Here is a 16063-nt window from a genome sequence, read left to right as displayed (position 1 = left end):
TTCAGCCCGCCCCGACTCCGCAGGAGCGGCCGGATCTCCGCGGCCGGGCGGCCCGCGCCCGACCGGCCCGCATCCGAGCGGCCCGGGCCCGCGGCCCCGGCACCCCGGCAGGCCCCGCCGGACGGTCCACCACCGGACCGGCCACGAGCGCGACGGGCCGCCGGGCGGCAGGAAAGACAAAGGCCGTCGTGGTGTCAGCACCCACGACGGCCCCCCGATGGTGAAACGGCGGCCGGTCAGACCGCCAGGTGGTCGAACTCCCCGTCCTTGGCCCCCAGCAGCAGGGCGGCGATCTCGGCCCGGGTGTAGATGAGCGCCGGACCGTCCGGGAAGCGCGAGTTGCGCATCGCGACGTCGCCGCCCGGCAGGGCCGCGAACTCGACGCAGTTGCCCTGGGAGTTGCTGTGCCGGCTCTTCTGCCAGACCACCCCCGTGAGCTCGGCGGCGGCCATCCCGTTGTAGGTGTGGTTGGAGCCGTGCGTGTCCTGCGAGTCGTGCATAGAAGTCTCCCGAAGAGCTCCGGAGTTGTCGTCCAGCGCGGCGCCCCGGCACCCGCCGAACGAACGGACCGGCCCCGTACCGGTCCGGCACAACGCCTCACTTGACGCGATGATAGCCGCAGTGCACGTGCATCAGCACGGGACAGTGCAGGTGCATAAGGCCTTTTACCCACCGCCGCGAACTCTTCACGGACCCTTCTCCTGACGGTACGTAAACGGACATAGCCGACTGAATCGACGGCCCGTCCATAACCGGCCGTGAGCGGCCCCCCGCTGAATGTTGATCTTCGAATGCCGGGAGTCGCACCTCTGTGACGCTCCGTCAGACCGCCTTCCGCCTGTGAGACATCTCACGCACCCCTCATGCAACGGACCGCCCCCCGGGACACGTCTGGGCAACTGCGCGGGTTCATCCGGGGCTTGGGCGAAGAATGTCCGGATTGTGGGCAATCGGCCCGGACCGGCACGGCGGGGACACGGCCTCCGCACCACGGCCACCCGAAACCCGTACGGCAGCCGACTGCAGGCCTGACGGGCAGATGTCCTACGATCTCCGGCATGAGCACCGCAGCCATCCCGGGCGCGCCATTGCCCGTCCGCACTCCAGGCTCCCGTGCGCGGGGGCGCCATCGCCGCCCCGAGCGCCCCGAGATCCGCACCGGCTCGCCGGCCCTGGTGCTCGCCGTTCCCGCGACCGCGGGGCCCGAGTCCCGTTCCGTCGTCGAGGAGCTGCTGTCGGTCGTCCGCAGCGAGCACACCGGCGTCCAGGCCGCGGTCGGCTACCTCCCGACCGCCGGCACCGAAGGCGGGACCCAGGAGGAGCGCACCGTCGCGGAGCTGCTGGCGACGGCCGCCGAGGCCGGACTGCCGACGCCCGTCGTGGTGCCGCTGATCCCGGGCCCGCACGACTTCCTGACCGGACTTCACGCCCTCGCCGCCGAGTACGGCGCGACCGTCACCGACGCACTGGGCCCGCACCCGCTGCTCGCCGAGGCCGTCCACGTCCGGCTGTCCGAGGCCGGGCTGGCCCGGGCCGACCGGGCCCGGCTGTTCGCCATCGCGACCGCCGCGGACGGCGTGGTCCTGACCACCGTCGGCGGCGAGGACGCGGCCGCCGCGGCCGGGATCACCGGCGTGCTGCTGGCCGCCCGGCTGGCCGTCCCGGTCGTCGCCGCCGCACTCGATGTGCCCGGCTCGGTCGCCGCGGCCGTCAACCACCTCAAGGAGACCGGCTCCGAGCGCCCGGCGCTGGCCCCGCTCGTCATCGGCCCGGAGGCGGACTCCGAGCTGCTCGCCACGGCCGCCGAGGAGACCGGCTGCCCGTCGGCGGCGCCGCTCGGCGCCTACCCGACCGTCGGCCAGCTGATCGCCTCCACCTACCTGGCCGCGCTGCCGACGCCGACGGCGGCGGAGCTCGCCGAGGCCGAGGCGGAGGCCGCCGCCACCGGCGGGGCCGGGGAAGGCTCCCGCCGCGCCCACGCGGCCGCCGAAGGGCCCGTGGAGGGCTAGCGCAGGCCGCTTGTACGCCCGCCCCAGACGCCCGTCGGCCACCGCCGGCGGACCCGCACCGGCGAAGGGCCCGGAACGACCTCGTTCCGGGCCCTTTCGACGTGTTTCGACGTGTTTCGACGTGCTCTGATTCGTCCCACTCGGGGGCCAACGCGAGCTAAGCGGGCAATGCCATGCAATGTCCGTTTACGGTCCATTTGTCGATGACGAGTCGGCGCGTTGCCGGGCGCTCGAATCACTGCCGCTCCGCCGACTCACAGGCGCGCCCCTTTTGTGCTCCAACGCTCCGTCACCTCTTTCCTGAGGCGGAGCCAGTTGTGAGAATCTGCCGCGATATTGCCGGAAAACGATCATTTTCGATCATGAATTACGCGCCATTTGGAGTTTCTCACTAAACCGTGATGCGCATCACAGGTATTTGCAGTTTGAACTTAAGTCTGCTTAACGTGCTCCCCGTTCGTGACCACACGGACCCAGTTCATCCGCGACGCCGAGTCCTGCCGTCGGATGTCCTGGCAAGCGCGAAAACGCATCACGGCAGGAGCGGGGGAACCACAGGTAAGCCGCCCCGGACCGATTTCCGAAACGGTCCAGGGCTAGGGGTGAAGCCGCGCCCACAGCGCGGCCGGGCAACTCCAGCCCGAATCCGACAGCTCACCTCGCAGGCGTGGGAGAGGACCGCGTCTTCATGCTGCCTTCCAACGGCAACCGCCTGTCCAGCCGCACCCGTCGCGTGATCGCCGCCCTCGGCGTCGCGGGCGTCGGCCTCACCATCCCCTGCCTGACCGCCGGCACCGCGAACGCCGCCCCCGTCTCCACCTGGGACAAGGTCGCCCAGTGCGAGAGCAGCGGCGACTGGAGCATCAACACCGGCAACGGCTTCTACGGCGGCCTGCAGTTCACCTCCAGCACCTGGGCCGCCTTCGGCGGCACCGCCTACGCCCCGCAGGCCAACCAGGCCACCAAGGACCAGCAGATCGCCGTCGCCGAGAAGGTCCTCGCCTCGCAGGGCCCCGGCGCCTGGCCGGTCTGCTCCGTCCAGGCCGGGCTGACCAAGGGCGGCGCCGCCGCCTCCGTCGACACCTCGGCCGGCTCCACGGCCGCCAAGCCCGCCGCCAAGCCCGCCCAGGCCGCGAAGCCCGCCAAGCCGGCCGCGCCCGCGCAGGACCAGGCGCAGGCCTCCGACGGTTCCGCCACCACCGCCGGCTCCGCCGACAACACCTGGGCCCAGAAGCGCCAGGCCCAGGCCCAGGCCGCCGGCTACACCGTGGTCGACGGCGACTGGCTGTCCTCGATCGCCGACAAGCACAACGTCCAGGGCGGCTGGCAGCGGCTCTACGAGCTCAACCGCAGCACCCTCACCGAGGGCCCGGACACCATCTACCCGGGCGAGCAGCTGACCTTCGGTGACGACACCTCGGCCCAGGCCGACCAGTCCGCCACCAAGTCCGGCTCGGACTTCACCTGGTTCAACCGCTCGCAGAAGGCCGGCCAGGCCTCGAACGGCGGTGCCGTGAACGCCAAGCCGACCGCCCAGAAGCCCGCCTCGAAGCCGGCCGCCCAGGCGCAGACCCCGGCCCCGGCCCCGGCCGCCTCCGGCAGCATGGCCGCCGCGGTCTCCTTCGCCGAGTCGAAGGTCGGCCAGGCGTACGTCTACGGCGGCACCGGCAACGGCGGTTGGGACTGCTCCGGCCTGACCCAGGCCGCGCTGCGCGCCGCCGGCATCAACATCCCGCGCGTCGCCGCCGACCAGGCCGCCGCCAGCACCCACGTGTCGCTGGACAGCCTGCAGCCGGGCGATCTGCTGTTCTGGTCGAACAACGGCCAGGACTCCGGCGTCTACCACGTCGGCATCTACGTCGGCAACGGCCAGTACGTCGAGGCCGCCAACCCGAGCGTGGGCGTCCGCCTCCAGACCGTCGCCAACTGGGCCCCGGACTTCGCCGGCCGGGTCTGAGCGACCGCGAACGACTGACGCCGAAGCCCCGGGAAGAGCCCCGCTCGCTCCTCCCGGGGCTCCGGCGTACCGGCGCGACGTACCCGCGCGACCGTAGCGCCGCCGGAAGCCGAACGCCCGGATTCCGCATGGTCAAACCCCGGCCCACGGGGCATGCTGCTGCTCTGCACCCGAGGAGGAGTCACCATGGCCCAGGTCACCGTCACCCTCGACGCGAACCTCGCGATCGACGCGATGCTGCTCTCCGGCACCAAGAACCCGCAGGACGCCGTCGAACTGGTCGTGCGCGACTACCTGGCCCGCGGCCGCCGCACCGAGACCCGGACCGGCGACGCGGCCGACGGCCACCGGGCCTCCACCGACCGCCCGGCCGCCCAGGAGGGCTGACCGACCGCCGCCCCCGTACCCGCCCGAACCGGCCGGGCCGAGCCGACCGCGGGAGCCGAGCGGCCACCGCACGCCGACGGGCCCCGGAAAGCAACCGCCCTCCGGAGCCCGTCAGTTGACCCGGTCCGCCCGGCCTCAGCGCACGCAGGCCCCGGTGGAGCCACGCATCACCAGCTCCGGCTGGAACATGAACTCCCCGCGCTGGGCGGAGTTCCCGCCGACCTCCTCCAGCAGCGCGTCCACCGCCGCCGTCGCCATCGCCTCGACCGGCTGGCGGATCGTGGTCAGCGGCGGCTCGGTGAAGGCGATCAGCGGCGAGTCGTCGAAGCCGACCACCGACACGTCGTGCGGCACCGACAGCCCGCGCTGGCGCACCGCCCGGATCGCCCCGAGCGCCATCATGTCGCTGCCGCAGACGATCGCCGTGCAGCCCTTGTCGAGCAGCGCGCCGGCCGCCGCGTGCCCGCCCTCCACGCTGAACAGCGTGTGGTGGACGAACTCCTCGGCCTCCTCCCGGCTGCGCCCGAGCACCTCCCGCATCGCCGCGGTGAAGCCCTCGATCTTGCGCAGCACCGGCACGTACCGCCGCTGCCCGACCGCCAGACCGATCCGCTCGTGCCCGAGCTCGGCCAGGTGCTGGACGGCCATCCACATCGCGGACCGGTCGTCCGGCGAGATGAACGGCGCGTCGATCTTCTCGCTGTAGCCGTTGATCAGCACGAACGGCACCCCGCGCCCGGACAGCCGGGCGTAGCGGTCGTGGTCCGCCGTGGAGTCGGCGTGCAGCCCGGAGACGAAGACGATGCCCGCCACGCCCCGGTCGACCAGCATCTCGACCAGTTCGTCCTCGGTGGACCCGCCGGGCGTCTGGGTGCACAGCACCGGGGTGTACCCGTGCCGGCTGAGCACCTGCTCGATCACCTGCGCCAGGGCGGGGAAGATCGGGTTGCTCAACTCCGGTGTGATCAGCCCGATCAGGCCCGCACTGCGCTGGCGCAGCCGGGTCGGCCGCTCGTAGCCGAGCACGTCGAGCGCGGCCAGCACGGTCTGCCGGGTCGCGGCGGAGACGTTCGCCTTGCCGTTGAGTACGCGGGAGACGGTGGCTTCGCTGACCCCCGCCTGCGCCGCGATGTCTGAGAGTCGCGCCGTAGTCACGGGCCCAGAGCCTATTGCACCCACGTCAGACCGCCCACCAGCCGGTGCTGTCCGGTGCGAGCACGGTCTCGCCGCCGTCCACCACGAGTTCGGTCGAGGCGAGCAGCAGCCGGCCGGGGGCGGGGATCCGCACCGGCTCGCCGGTGGTGTTCACCGTGCAGACGAAGGAGCCGCGCCGGAAGGCCAGGGTGCCCTCGGGGCTCTCCAGCCACTCGACCCCGGTGCCGGCGCCGAGGTCGGGCTGCGCCCGCCGGACGGCCAGCGCGCTGCGGTAGAGCTCCAGGGTGGAGGAGGGGTCGCCGGTCTGCGCCTCGACGCTCAGTTCGGCCCACTCGGCGGGCTGCGGCAGCCAGGACGGGCCGCCCGCGACCGGTCCGAAGCCGTACGGGGCCTCGGTGCCGGACCACGGGATCGGCACCCGGCAGCCGTCGCGGTAGCCGTCCTGGCCGGCCTGGCGGAAGAAGGACGGGTCCTGGCGGACCTCGTCGGGCAGGTCGGTGACGTCCGGCAGGCCGAGCTCCTCGCCCTGGTAGACGTACGCGGAGCCGGGCAGCGCGAGCATCAGCAGGGTGGCGGCGCGGGCCCGGCGCAGGCCCAGCCCGCGGTCGCCGGGGGTGCGGATCTGGGTGCCGAGGCCGGGCTCGTTGGCGAACCGGGTGGCATGCCGGGTGACGTCGTGGTTGGACAGCACCCAGGTGGTGGGGGCGTCCACCGGGCGCATCGAGTCGAGCGAGAGGTCGATCACCGAGCGCAGCGCGGCGGCCTCCCAATCGGTGCCCAGGTACTGGAAGTTGAAGGCCTGGTGCAGCTCGTCGGGGCGGACGTAGTTGGCGGTGCGCTGGACGGTCGGGGTCCAGGCCTCGGCGACGCCGATCCGCTGCCCCGGGTACTCGTCGAGGATCTTGCGCCAGCTGCGGTAGATCTCGTGCACGCCGTCCTGGTCGAAGAACGGCATGACGTCGTTGCCGAGCAGCTTGAGCTGGTCGCCGCCGCCGAGGTCGGGCAGGCCGGGGGCCTTGACCAGGCCGTGGGCGACGTCGATCCGGAAGCCGTCCACGCCCATGTCCAGCCAGAACCGCAGGATCGAGCGGAACTCGTCGGCGACGGCCGGGTTGTCCCAGTCGAAGTCGGGCTGCTCGGGGGCGAACAGGTGCAGGTACCAGTCGCCGGGGGTGCCGTCCGGGTCCTCGGTGCGGGTCCAGGCCGGGCCACCGAAGATGGACTCCCAGTCGTTGGGCGGCAGTTCGCCGTTCTCGCCCTTGCCGGGGCGGAAGTGGTAGCGGTCGCGCAGCGGGGAGCCGGGGCCCTCGCGCAGGGCGCGCTGGAACCACTCGTGCTGGTCCGAGGAGTGGTTGGGGACGAGGTCGACGATGATCCGCAGCCCCAGCCGGTGGGCGTCCCGGATCAGTGCGTCGGCGTCCAGCAAGGTGCCGAACATCGGGTCCACGGCGCGGTAGTCGGCGACGTCGTAGCCGGCGTCGGCCTGCGGCGAGGCGTAGAAGGGGGAGAGCCAGACGGCGTCCACGCCGAGGTCCCGCAGGTAGGGCAGGCGGCTGCGGATGCCGGGCAGGTCGCCCATGCCGTCCCCGTTGGAGTCGGCGAAGCTGCGCGGGTACACCTGGTAGATGACCGCGTCCCGCCACCAGTCTCTGGACGCGCCGCCGGTCACAGGAGCCAGCGGGGCCGCCTCGTGAGCGTTGTCGGCGGCAGGCCGGGAGGTGTCGGCCAGGTTCTGGGTCATGGACGGTATCCCTTGGGGACTAGAGGAGCGGGCAGCGCTGGGTCGTCGGGCAGCGCTGGGACGGCGGTGGGCCTCAGGACTTGGAGGCACCGGCGGTCAGGCCGGTGACCAGGTGGCGCTGCACCAGGTAGAAGAAGGCCGCGGAGGGGATCGCGATCAGCACGGCGGTGGCGGCCATCAGGTTCCACTGGGCGTCGTGCTCGCTGACGAAGCTCTGCAGGCCGACGGCGAGCGTGTACTTGTCGGAGCTGAGCATGAAGGTGGAGGCGAACGGCACCTCGGCCCAGTAGGTGAGGAAGGAGTAGAACGCGGCCACCGCCAGGCCCGGGCGGGCGAGCGGGAGCACCAGCCGCCAGAAGGTGCCGAACGGGCTGAGCCCGTCGACCCGGCCGGCCTCGTCGATCTCCACCGGGATGGTGTCGAAGTAGCCCTTCATCAGCCAGGCGCAGTACGGCACGGTGGTGGTGGAGTAGACCAGGATCAGCCCGGCGTAGCTGTCCAGCAGGTCGAGCGCGGAGAGCATCGTGTACATCGGCACGATCAGCACCGCGATCGGGAACATCTGGGTGACCAGCAGCGACCACATCAGCGGCTTGTGCCCGGGGAACCTCATCCGGGAGACGGCGTACCCGGCGGTGGCGGCGAGCAGCACGCCGAACACGGTGGTGACGCCGGCGACCAGCAGGGAGTTGCCGAACCAGGTGAAGAAGTCGGTGTCGCCCAGGACGTGCTGGTAGTTCGACAGCGTGAGCTTGCCGAAGATGTCGCCGGGGTGGAGGTAGTCGTTCTTGTCCGGCCCGAGCGAGACGAAGAGGATCCATCCGATCGGGAACAGCGCGATCAGGCTGGCGAGGATCAGGACGCCGTGGGACAGCGCCTTGGACAGCGGGCTGCTCTCGCCGCGCGGCCGGTGCTTGGCCGGCCGGGCGGCCGGGGCCGGGGTTACTGCGGGGGCGGGGCGTTCGGTGGTGGTGCTCATCGGGTTACCTGCCTTCGTGGGTCAACTGGTTCCGGGGCCTGGGGGGGACGAGCCCCTAGCCGTTGGCCTGCTCGTTGCGGGCGAGCCAGCGCCGGTAGAAGGCGGTGAAGACGATCAGGATGGACAGCAGGATCACGCCGTACGCGGCGGACCCGGCGTAGTCCCGGGGGATCTGGCCGAAGCCCAGGCGGTAGGCCCAGGTGACCAGCAGCTGGGCGTCCGGGGCGCCCTTGCCGAACAGCAGGAAGATGACGTTGAACTGGTTGAACGTCCAGATCACGCCGAGCAGCACGACGGTCGAGGAGACGGTGCGCAGCCCGGGCAGGGTGATGTGGCGGAACTGCTGCCAGCGGGTGGCGCCGTCCATCTCGGCGGCCTCGTACAGCTCGGCCGGGATCGACTGGAGGCCGCCGAGCAGCGAGATCATCATGAACGGCACGCCGGCCCAGGTGTTGACCAGGATCGCGGCCGCCTTCTGCGCCCACGGGTCGGTGAGCCAGCCGGGCTCGGGCAGGTGCAGCGCGGAGAGCACGGTGTTGACGACGCCGCCGTCGGAGAGCATCAGGCGCCAGGAGAAGACGGTGACGAAGGTCGGGACGGCCCACGGCAGGATGAGCAGCATCCGGTAGGCGGCGCGCCCGCGCAGCTTCTTGTTGAGCAGCACGGCCAGGCCGAGGCCGAGGGTGTAGTGCAGGCTGACGCAGATGACCGTCCAGGCGATGGTCCACACGAAGTGGGACCAGAAGCGGTCGTACGAGCCGGGGCCCCAGAGGATGTCGGCGTAGTTGTGGAAGCCGATGTACTGGTAGCTGGCCGGGATCTCGTTGACGCCGATCTTGCGGGCGACGTTGAGGCTGTTGGCGTCCGTGAGGGTGAGCCAGATGCCTTCGACGAGCGGGTAGAACACCAGCGCGCCGAGCACCACCACGACCGGGGCGGTCATCGCGTAGGCGTACCAGTGCTTGGCGTAGGAGCGCTTGAGGCGTTCCAGTGGACCGGGACGCTGATCGCGCTCCCGGCTGCCCTTGCCGGTGGCGCCCTGCACGGCGACTGACATCGTTTGCACCTTCTCGGGATCTCTCGGGGAGGCCGACGGCCTCGGGAAGCCGACGGCCTCGGGAAGCCGACGGCCATGGGAGGCCGGCGGCCTCGGGGGTGCCGACGGCCCGGCCCGCCGGGGTCGGCGGGCCGGGCTGCGGGGACTACTTGGCGAAGCCCGGCAGGAGCTTGGCGTAGTCCGTGGCCACGGTGTTCAGCGCGTCCTGGGTGCTGGTGCCCTGGACGGCCTTGCCCAGGTTGGTGCCGAGCGAGTCGAACAGCGAGCTGTACTCGGGCAGTTCGGGGCGCGGCTTGGCGCTGCCGAGGATGGCCTGGAAGCCGGCGATGCCCGGGTCGGCCTTGACGTCGGCGGTGAAGGCGTCGGTGCGGGTCGGCAGGGTGGAGTTCTTCTGCGCGATGAAGGCCTGGCTCTCGGCCGAGGTCATGAAGGCGGCGAACTTCTCGGCGGCGGCCTTGTGGGCCTTGTCGGCGCCGGCGTAGACGGCGATGTTGTGGCCGCCGGTGGGGGCGCCGGCCTTGCCGCTGGAGCCGGCCGGGACAGGGGCGATGCCGAGGTTCTTCTTGTCGGCGAAGGCGGAGCCCTTGTAGATGTTGGTGATCTCCCAGGGGCCCTGGATGATCGCCGCGACCTTGCCGCTGTTGAAGGCGTCCATCATGTGGGCGTAGGCGTCGGTGGTGACGTCCGCCTTGACGGTGCCGGGCGAGGTGAACATCGACTTGTAGGTCTCGATGCCCTTGACGGCCTCGGGCGAGGTGACGGTGATCTTCTTGCCGGCGGCGTCAACGGTGTCGGTGCCCTCGCCGAACAGGAACGGCATCGCGTAGTAGCCGTCGGCGGCCTTCATCCAGAAGCCGTCCGCGCCCGCCTTGTCCTTGATGGCGGCGGCGTCGGTCTTCAGCTCGTCCCAGGTCTTGGGGGCGTCGGTGATGCCGGCCTTGGCGAAGAGGTCCTTGTTGTAGAGGAGGCCGAGGGTGTCGGTGACCAGCGGGACGCCGTACAGCTTGCCCTCGTACTTGGCCTGCTGGATCAGGCTGGGCTGGAAGGCGGAGGTGTCGGCGGCGGCGGGGGTGCCGTCCAGCGGCTCCAGGAAGCCGGCCTTGGCGAAGGCGGCGGTCCAGCCGACCTCGGAGCGGAAGACGTCGGGCGCGCCCTTGGCCCCCATGGCGGTCTGCAGCTTGTTCTGCGCCTGGTCGAACGGCACGTTGACGAAGTTGACCTTGATGTCCGGGTTGGCCGCCGTGAACTTCTTGGCCAGTTCCTCGTAGTTCGGAGCCTCGTTGGTGGCGTTCGACGTGTCCCAGTAGGTGAGGGTGACCGGGCCGCCGGCCTTGCTGTCGGAGCCGGAGCCGCCACTGCTGCCACAGGCAGCCATCGAGACCGCGAGGGCCACAACGAGGGCAGAGGCCGCGATGCCACGCCGCATGAGAACTCCTTGGGAGGGTGGGGGTGCCCGAGATGTTCCGAGACAGGCGCATAATGGCTGCCTCGTGCCGACCGCACCGTTGCTGCCGTCGGGCTCGGGAAGGAAGTTAACAGCGGCGCGAGATCGACGGAAAGGTCTTGCAGCAAGTTTCTGCAAGAAACCGCGATCGTTACACCCGCGTGTCCTGGACGTGGCCGCACGGTAGTCGACAGCGCGGCACGATGTCCGACTTCGCCCGTTTCACCCCGCCCGGGTGGCCGACGGAACCACCGTCCGTGGCTGAAAGCCGCTTGCAGCAGACTGGGCGCATGCGCATCAGAGCCGCCGCGTTGGACGAACTGCCCCTGCTGACCGAACTGGAGCGGGCCGCCGGAGCCCCGTTCGCGGAGATCGGGATGCCGGAGGTCGCCGAGGACGAGCCCCCGGCGCCGGAACAGCTGGCCGGCTACCTCGAGCACGGCACCGCCCTGGTCGCCGAGGCCCCCGACGGGACGATCGTCGGCTACCTGCTGGCCGAACCGGTGGACGGCGCCCTGCACGTCGAACAGGTCTCGGTCCACCCCGACCACGCCCGCCGGGGCATCGGCCGGGCCCTGATCGAGCACCTCGCCGCGGGCACCGACGCCCCCGCGCTCACCCTGACCACCTTCGCGGACGTCCCCTGGAACGCCCCCTACTACGCCCGCTGCGGCTTCCGCCCGCTCACCGACGCCGAGCTCACCCCCGGCCTGCGCCGGATCCGCCGCCAGGAGGCCGAGCACGGCCTCGACCGCTGGCCCCGGCTCTGCATGCGCCGGGACCTCCGCTGATCAGCTGACCCCGAGCCGCAGCACCGTGGTCGAGCGGAACTCCTCCCCCGGCCGCAGCACGGTGCTCGGGAACGCCGGGTGGTGCGGGGAGTCCGGGAAGTGCTGGGTCTCCAGCGCGATCCCGGCGAACGGGCCGTACGGCACCCCGCGCGCGCCGGTGACCGCGCCCTGGAACTTGTTCGCGGTGTAGACCTGGATGCCCGGCTCGGTGGTCAGCACCTCCAGGGTGCGGCCGCTGACCGGGTCCTCCAGCAGCGCCGCCCGCGCCGGACCGCCGTCCGCCGGGCGGGCGCGCAGCACCCAGTTGTGGTCGTAGCCGCCCGGACCGGCCAGCTGCGGGTGCTCGTCGTGCACCGACTTGCCGATCGGGGTGGCCACGGTGAAGTCGAAGGGCGTGCCGGCCACCGGCTCGGTCCGCCCGTACGGGATCTGCCGCTCGTCGGCCGGGGTGTACTCGTCGGCGTCCAGGGTGAGCAGGTGGCCCAGGACGTCGCCGCTGCCCTCACCCGAGAGGTTGAAGTACGCGTGGTTGGTCAGGTTGACGACCGTCGGCCTGGTGGTGACGGCGCGGTAGTCGATCACCAGCTCGCCGCCCGCGCCCGGGGTGTGCGACAGGGTGTACGCGACCGTGACGTCCAGCGCACCCGGGAAGCCCTGGTCGCCGTCCGGGCTGTGCAGCCGCAGCAGCACCCCGCCCTCGACCGGCTCCGCCGCCCACATCCGCTGGGCGAAGCCGTCCGGCCCGCCGTGGATGGTGACTCCGCCGCCGGTCGGGGCGAGCGGGTGGTCCTCGCCGTCGATCGTGACGACGGAGCCGTCGATCCGGTTGGCGTACCGGCCCACCACCGTGCCGTAGTGCCGCGCCGGGCCCAGGATCCGCGCCAGCTCGTCGGTGGAGAGCAGCAGTTGGGCCGGGCGGCCGGCCCGGTCCGGGGCACTGAGGGTGTGCAGGGTGGCGCCGAGGCTCAGCACGCTCGCCTCGTACGGGCCGGAGGTCAGCGTCCAGCGCTGGATCGCCGCGCCCGCGCCCGAGGGGTCGAGGGGTTCGCGGCGCACAGTGGTGGCCTCGCTCGCCATGGCCTGCTCCTCACTGGCGGCGGCGGTACCGCCCCGCCCGGTGTCCCGATCCGGTCCGGGGAGGCGTCGCGGCGGCCCCCCGTGGTGTCCGTCAGCCTAGCGAGGGCGGCCGTGGCGGGGGCGCTCCCACGCCACCGCGCGCCGCCCTGGCGCCCCGTCCGCCCCCGTCAGCCGGCGGGGCTGCCGGGGGCCGCTACTCCCCCGGCTCAACGCCCGGGGCCTCGTCCGGCTCCGCGCCCGGATCCGGCCGCAGCCCCAGCGCGGAGGCCAGCCCGTCCGGCCCGGTGCCCGCCTTGCGGTAGACCGCGGCCAGCCGCCGGTTGACCAGGCTCAAGTGCACCCCGAGCCGCTCCGCGATCCGCTGCGGCGGCACGCCCTTGACCGCCAGGTTGGCGACGTCCCGCTCCGGCCCGCTGAGCGCCTCCAGCGTCTCCCGGAAGTCGTGTACCCCCAGCCGGTTGGGCCGCAGGCCGTAGTTGGCCAGTTCCCGCCGGGCCCGGTCGACCAGCTTCTCCGCCGAGCAGTGCTGGGCCAGCTCGATGCCCTGGTACAGGTGCTCCTGGGCGTCCTCCAGCCGCCCGACCCGGCGCAGCGCCGCGCCCAGGTCGACCAGCGCGACGGCGTGCTCGTACCCGGCCGGGGACTGGCCGAGCTGCTCCACGGCCTGCTCCAGCAGCTCGACCGCCTGCTGGCCGTCCGCGATCCGGGCCTGCAGCCGCAGCGCGCTGCCGATCGCCGAGGCAGTGCCGAAGGTACGGGCGTCCCGGACGGCCTTCTGGGCGTAGTCGCGGGCGCGCTCGGGCTCGTCGGCCGAGATCGCGATGGCGAGGTGCCCTGCCCAGGGCGCCCAGACCGTGTTGTGCCAGCCGCGGATCTCCAACTGCGATCCCGCCTCGGTGAGCGCGGCGGCCGCGCCCGCGTGCCGGCTCTTGGCGACCAGCAGCTTGCCGTACAGCGAGGCGGCGTCCGGCAGCACCATGGCCGTCGCGTGGTACGGCGGGTGGAAGCCGAACTCGTTGGCCAGCTCCCAGGCCTCGTCGACCCGGCCGCGGGCGATCAGGGTGTCCACCAGCACGCCGACGGCGTCCCAGGCCAGCGGCAGCTTGGCGCCGATCCGCTCGGAGATGCGGTAGGCCCGGCGCAGGAAGTCCTCCGCCTCGGCGAGCAGCCCTCGGCGGAACCTGGCGAGCCCCATCAGGAAGTACGCGAAGCCCCGGTGGGCACCGCTCCAACCGGCCAGCTCGAACTGGATGATGGCGTCCGCGGCCAGCCGCTCGGCCTGGGCGATGCGGTCGTTGTAGATGTACGTGAGGCAGAGCATCGCGGGCAGTTCGAAGCCCCAGGTGGTGTCGGTCCAGCCGAGGCCCTTGGGCAGCCGGCCGCCGTCCAGGACTTCGTCGGCGAGCGCGAGCGCGTCGGCGGAGGGCCGGCCGCGCAGGGTCAGGTCCCAGGCGCGCATCACCAGCACGGCCAGGTCCGCGGCCTCCCGGCCGGCCAGGTTGAGGTACAGCTCCTCGAGCCGGGCGGAGCGACCGGGCCCGTCCTCCTCGGACTTGCGGAAGGCGTGCCACATGAAGGAGGCCGCCTGGAGCCGCTGGCGCCGGACCGGGTCGGTGGTCTGCTCGGCCTCCTCCTGGCAGACCAGCGCGGCCTGGCCCAGCTCGCCGCTGTGGGCGAGCACCTCGGAGAGCCGGAAGGTGGCGTCCACCCGCAGTTCGGGGCGCAGCGGCCCCTCGTCGGGGTCGAGGGCGAGCCTGAGCTGGTTGACGGTGGCGCCGGGGTCGGTGAGCAGGGCGGAGCAGCCGAGCTCGTACAGCACCTCGGCCTTGATGTCGTCGGCGGGCGGCTCGTTGAGCGCGCGGTGCAGGCAGCGCTGGGCGGCCTCGGGGGCGCCGATCAGCTGGTGTTCGACGGCGGCGCGGCGCAGTTTCCTGACGATCCGGTCGTCGCCCTCGCCGGAGTGGGTCTCGACCAGGTGGCGGGAGGCGGCGAGCAGCCCGAGTCCGGCGTTCTCGATCTCCACGGCGGCGATGCCGTGCATGCCGAGGCGAGTGGCTTCCGGCATGGTGTTGTAGATGGAGCTGGCGATCAGCGGGTGGACGAACTCGAGGTTGCCGTTGGGGGCCTGGGTGAGTACGCGCTGCTTGCGCAGCTGCTTGATGGACTCGCGGGCGCCCTCGCCGCTCTGGGTGGAGATCCGGGTGGCCAGGTCGACCCGGATGTCGGTGCCGAGCATGGCGCAGGCCCAGGCGAAGCGCAGGGTGGCGGGGCCGAGCCGGTCCAGCCAGCTCTTGAGGGTCATCCCGGTGGCGTCGACGGCGAGTTCGCGCAGTTGCCGGGAGTTCTCCTCGACCGGGTCGAGCTCCTGGTCACGGACCTGGTCGAGCAGGGCGACGGCCTCGAAGGGGTTGCCGTTGACGACGTTCCAGAACTCGTAGCAGAAGGCGTCCTCGGCCCGGTCGCCGAGTTCGGCGCGGATCATGTCGGCGACGGAGTTCAGGGTGAGCCGGCTGAGTTCGTGCTTGCGGCTGGCGAGGTTGAGGACGCCCCGGCGCAGCTCCTGGGTCTCGCTCGGCCAGTCGTTCTCGTCCTCGCGGAAGGCGAAGACCAGCAGGACCGGCAGTTCGCCGGAGCGGACGGCGAACTTGGCGAGCCAGGACAGGGATTCGGCGTCCGCCCAGTGCAGGTCGTCGACGATCATCACCATCGGCGCGCGGCGCGGTGCGAGCTGGGTGAGGACGTAGTCGAGGCCGTCCCGGACGCCCTGGGGGTCGAGCCGGCGGGCGCCGGCCTTGGGCTGCTTGAGGCCCATGGCCGGTCCGACGACCTCCTCCCAGGTGCCCATCACCTGGGCGAACTCGTCGGCCTTCAACCTGGTCAGGACGGGTTGGAGGAGCTGGCGCAGCACGTGGTACGGCTCCTTGAACTGCCGTTCGCCGCCGCGGGCGAACAGCACGGTGGCCCCTTCGCGCATACTGGCGATTCGTCGGACCTCGTGCAGCAGACTGGTCTTGCCGATGCCGGGGCGGCCGGAGAAGGCGAGGAGTTCGCCGATCTCGGTGCCGCCGGCGGCGAATTCGCGGCAGAGCCGGTCGACGGCGGCTTCCACGGAGCGCAGTTCGGTGTCGCGGTCGCGCAGCCTGAGCCGGGGCGCGGGGCCGTCGTCGTCCCGGTCGGAACCGGTCCCCGCCCGAAGTTCGTTGCCCTGATCCGTCACCGTCGCGCCTCCGCCTCACCCGCTCGCCGACTCGACTCCGCCACCGCGCGCGGGGAGCCAGCCCATCACAGTCCGTGGAGCCGAGGTTAGCGCCGTGTACGGCTCGCCGTGCGGCATTCGCGCAGGCTGGGACGGACGGCGAGGGTTTGGACGGCTTGCCAAGGGCAATTGCCCTATATCCCTAACGTCCGATCATTACATCAGATACCCTACGGCCCGCGAGGCGCTGATGATCTTGCGCTACTACCC

General features: G+C 72.0%; 12 protein-coding genes and 1 riboswitch. Of the genes, 4 read left to right on the top strand and 8 right to left on the bottom strand.

Annotation, left to right across the window (positions count from 1 at the left end):
- Positions 1-236: 236 nt before the first annotated feature.
- A complete protein-coding gene (locus tag ABTY61_RS18115; RefSeq protein ID WP_350505984.1) occupies positions 237-500 on the bottom strand; it encodes a DUF397 domain-containing protein in 264 nt (87 codons plus the stop codon).
- Between the two features lie 558 nt (positions 501-1058).
- On the opposite strand from ABTY61_RS18115, the gene ABTY61_RS18110 reads away from it, so the two are divergent.
- From ABTY61_RS18110 to ABTY61_RS18100, 3 genes are all read left to right on the top strand, one after another.
- Entirely contained in the window at positions 1059-2009 is a 951-nt protein-coding gene (locus ABTY61_RS18110) for a sirohydrochlorin chelatase family protein (protein WP_350505983.1), read from the top strand.
- A gap of 510 nt (positions 2010-2519) precedes the next feature.
- Positions 2520-2690, top strand: a riboswitch (cyclic di-AMP (ydaO/yuaA leader).
- 7 nt (positions 2691-2697) lie between these two features.
- Positions 2698-3966 carry a transglycosylase family protein gene (locus ABTY61_RS18105; protein WP_350505982.1) on the top strand — a complete coding sequence of 423 codons (1269 nt, stop codon included), beginning with the start codon at positions 2698-2700 and terminating at the stop codon, positions 3964-3966.
- Between the two features lie 186 nt (positions 3967-4152).
- Entirely contained in the window at positions 4153-4353 is a 201-nt protein-coding gene (locus ABTY61_RS18100) for a hypothetical protein (protein ID WP_350505981.1), read from the top strand.
- A 135-nt stretch (positions 4354-4488) separates the two neighbouring features.
- Here the strand turns inward: ABTY61_RS18100 and ABTY61_RS18095 are convergent, their stop codons facing one another.
- The 5 genes from ABTY61_RS18095 to ABTY61_RS18075 form a co-directional block, all read right to left on the bottom strand.
- Positions 4489-5508: a LacI family DNA-binding transcriptional regulator gene (locus ABTY61_RS18095; RefSeq protein ID WP_350505980.1), complete on the bottom strand. Its 1020-nt coding sequence runs from the start codon at positions 5506-5508 to the stop codon at positions 4489-4491.
- Between the two features lie 25 nt (positions 5509-5533).
- Positions 5534-7249: a glycoside hydrolase family 13 protein gene (locus ABTY61_RS18090; RefSeq protein WP_350505979.1), complete on the bottom strand. Its 1716-nt coding sequence runs from the start codon at positions 7247-7249 to the stop codon at positions 5534-5536.
- A 73-nt stretch (positions 7250-7322) separates the two neighbouring features.
- Positions 7323-8228, bottom strand: a complete 906-nt coding sequence (locus tag ABTY61_RS18085; RefSeq protein ID WP_350505978.1) for a sugar ABC transporter permease — start codon at positions 8226-8228, stop codon at positions 7323-7325.
- Positions 8229-8283: 55 nt separating this feature from the next.
- Complete coding sequence (locus ABTY61_RS18080; RefSeq protein WP_350505977.1) at positions 8284-9285, bottom strand: carbohydrate ABC transporter permease; 1002 nt, start codon at positions 9283-9285, stop codon at positions 8284-8286.
- A gap of 145 nt (positions 9286-9430) precedes the next feature.
- Positions 9431-10711, bottom strand: a complete 1281-nt coding sequence (locus ABTY61_RS18075; protein ID WP_350505976.1) for an extracellular solute-binding protein — start codon at positions 10709-10711, stop codon at positions 9431-9433.
- A gap of 308 nt (positions 10712-11019) precedes the next feature.
- Here ABTY61_RS18075 and ABTY61_RS18070 point away from each other — a divergent pair, with 308 nt between their 5' ends.
- The gene (locus ABTY61_RS18070; RefSeq protein ID WP_350505975.1) at positions 11020-11520 is read left to right on the top strand and encodes a GNAT family N-acetyltransferase; all 501 of its coding nucleotides are present in this window, start codon (positions 11020-11022) and stop codon (positions 11518-11520) included.
- Here the strand turns inward: ABTY61_RS18070 and ABTY61_RS18065 are convergent, their stop codons facing one another.
- Together ABTY61_RS18065 and ABTY61_RS18060 are read right to left on the bottom strand one after the other, a co-directional pair.
- On the bottom strand, positions 11521-12597 hold the full coding sequence (locus ABTY61_RS18065; protein ID WP_350505974.1) for an aldose epimerase family protein: 1077 nt from the start codon (positions 12595-12597) through the stop codon (positions 11521-11523). It abuts the gene before it with no gap.
- Positions 12598-12790: 193 nt separating this feature from the next.
- Positions 12791-15814, bottom strand: a complete 3024-nt coding sequence (locus ABTY61_RS18060) for an ATP-binding protein (RefSeq protein WP_350505973.1) — start codon at positions 15812-15814, stop codon at positions 12791-12793.
- Positions 15815-16063 lie beyond the last annotated feature (249 nt).

The sequence above is a fragment of the Kitasatospora sp. NPDC096128 genome (genome assembly GCF_040303105.1).
GTDB lineage: Bacteria > Actinomycetota > Actinomycetes > Streptomycetales > Streptomycetaceae > Kitasatospora.
The sequence above is the reverse complement of the archived record's forward strand: the minus strand, read 5'-3'. Positions and strand labels throughout refer to the sequence as shown.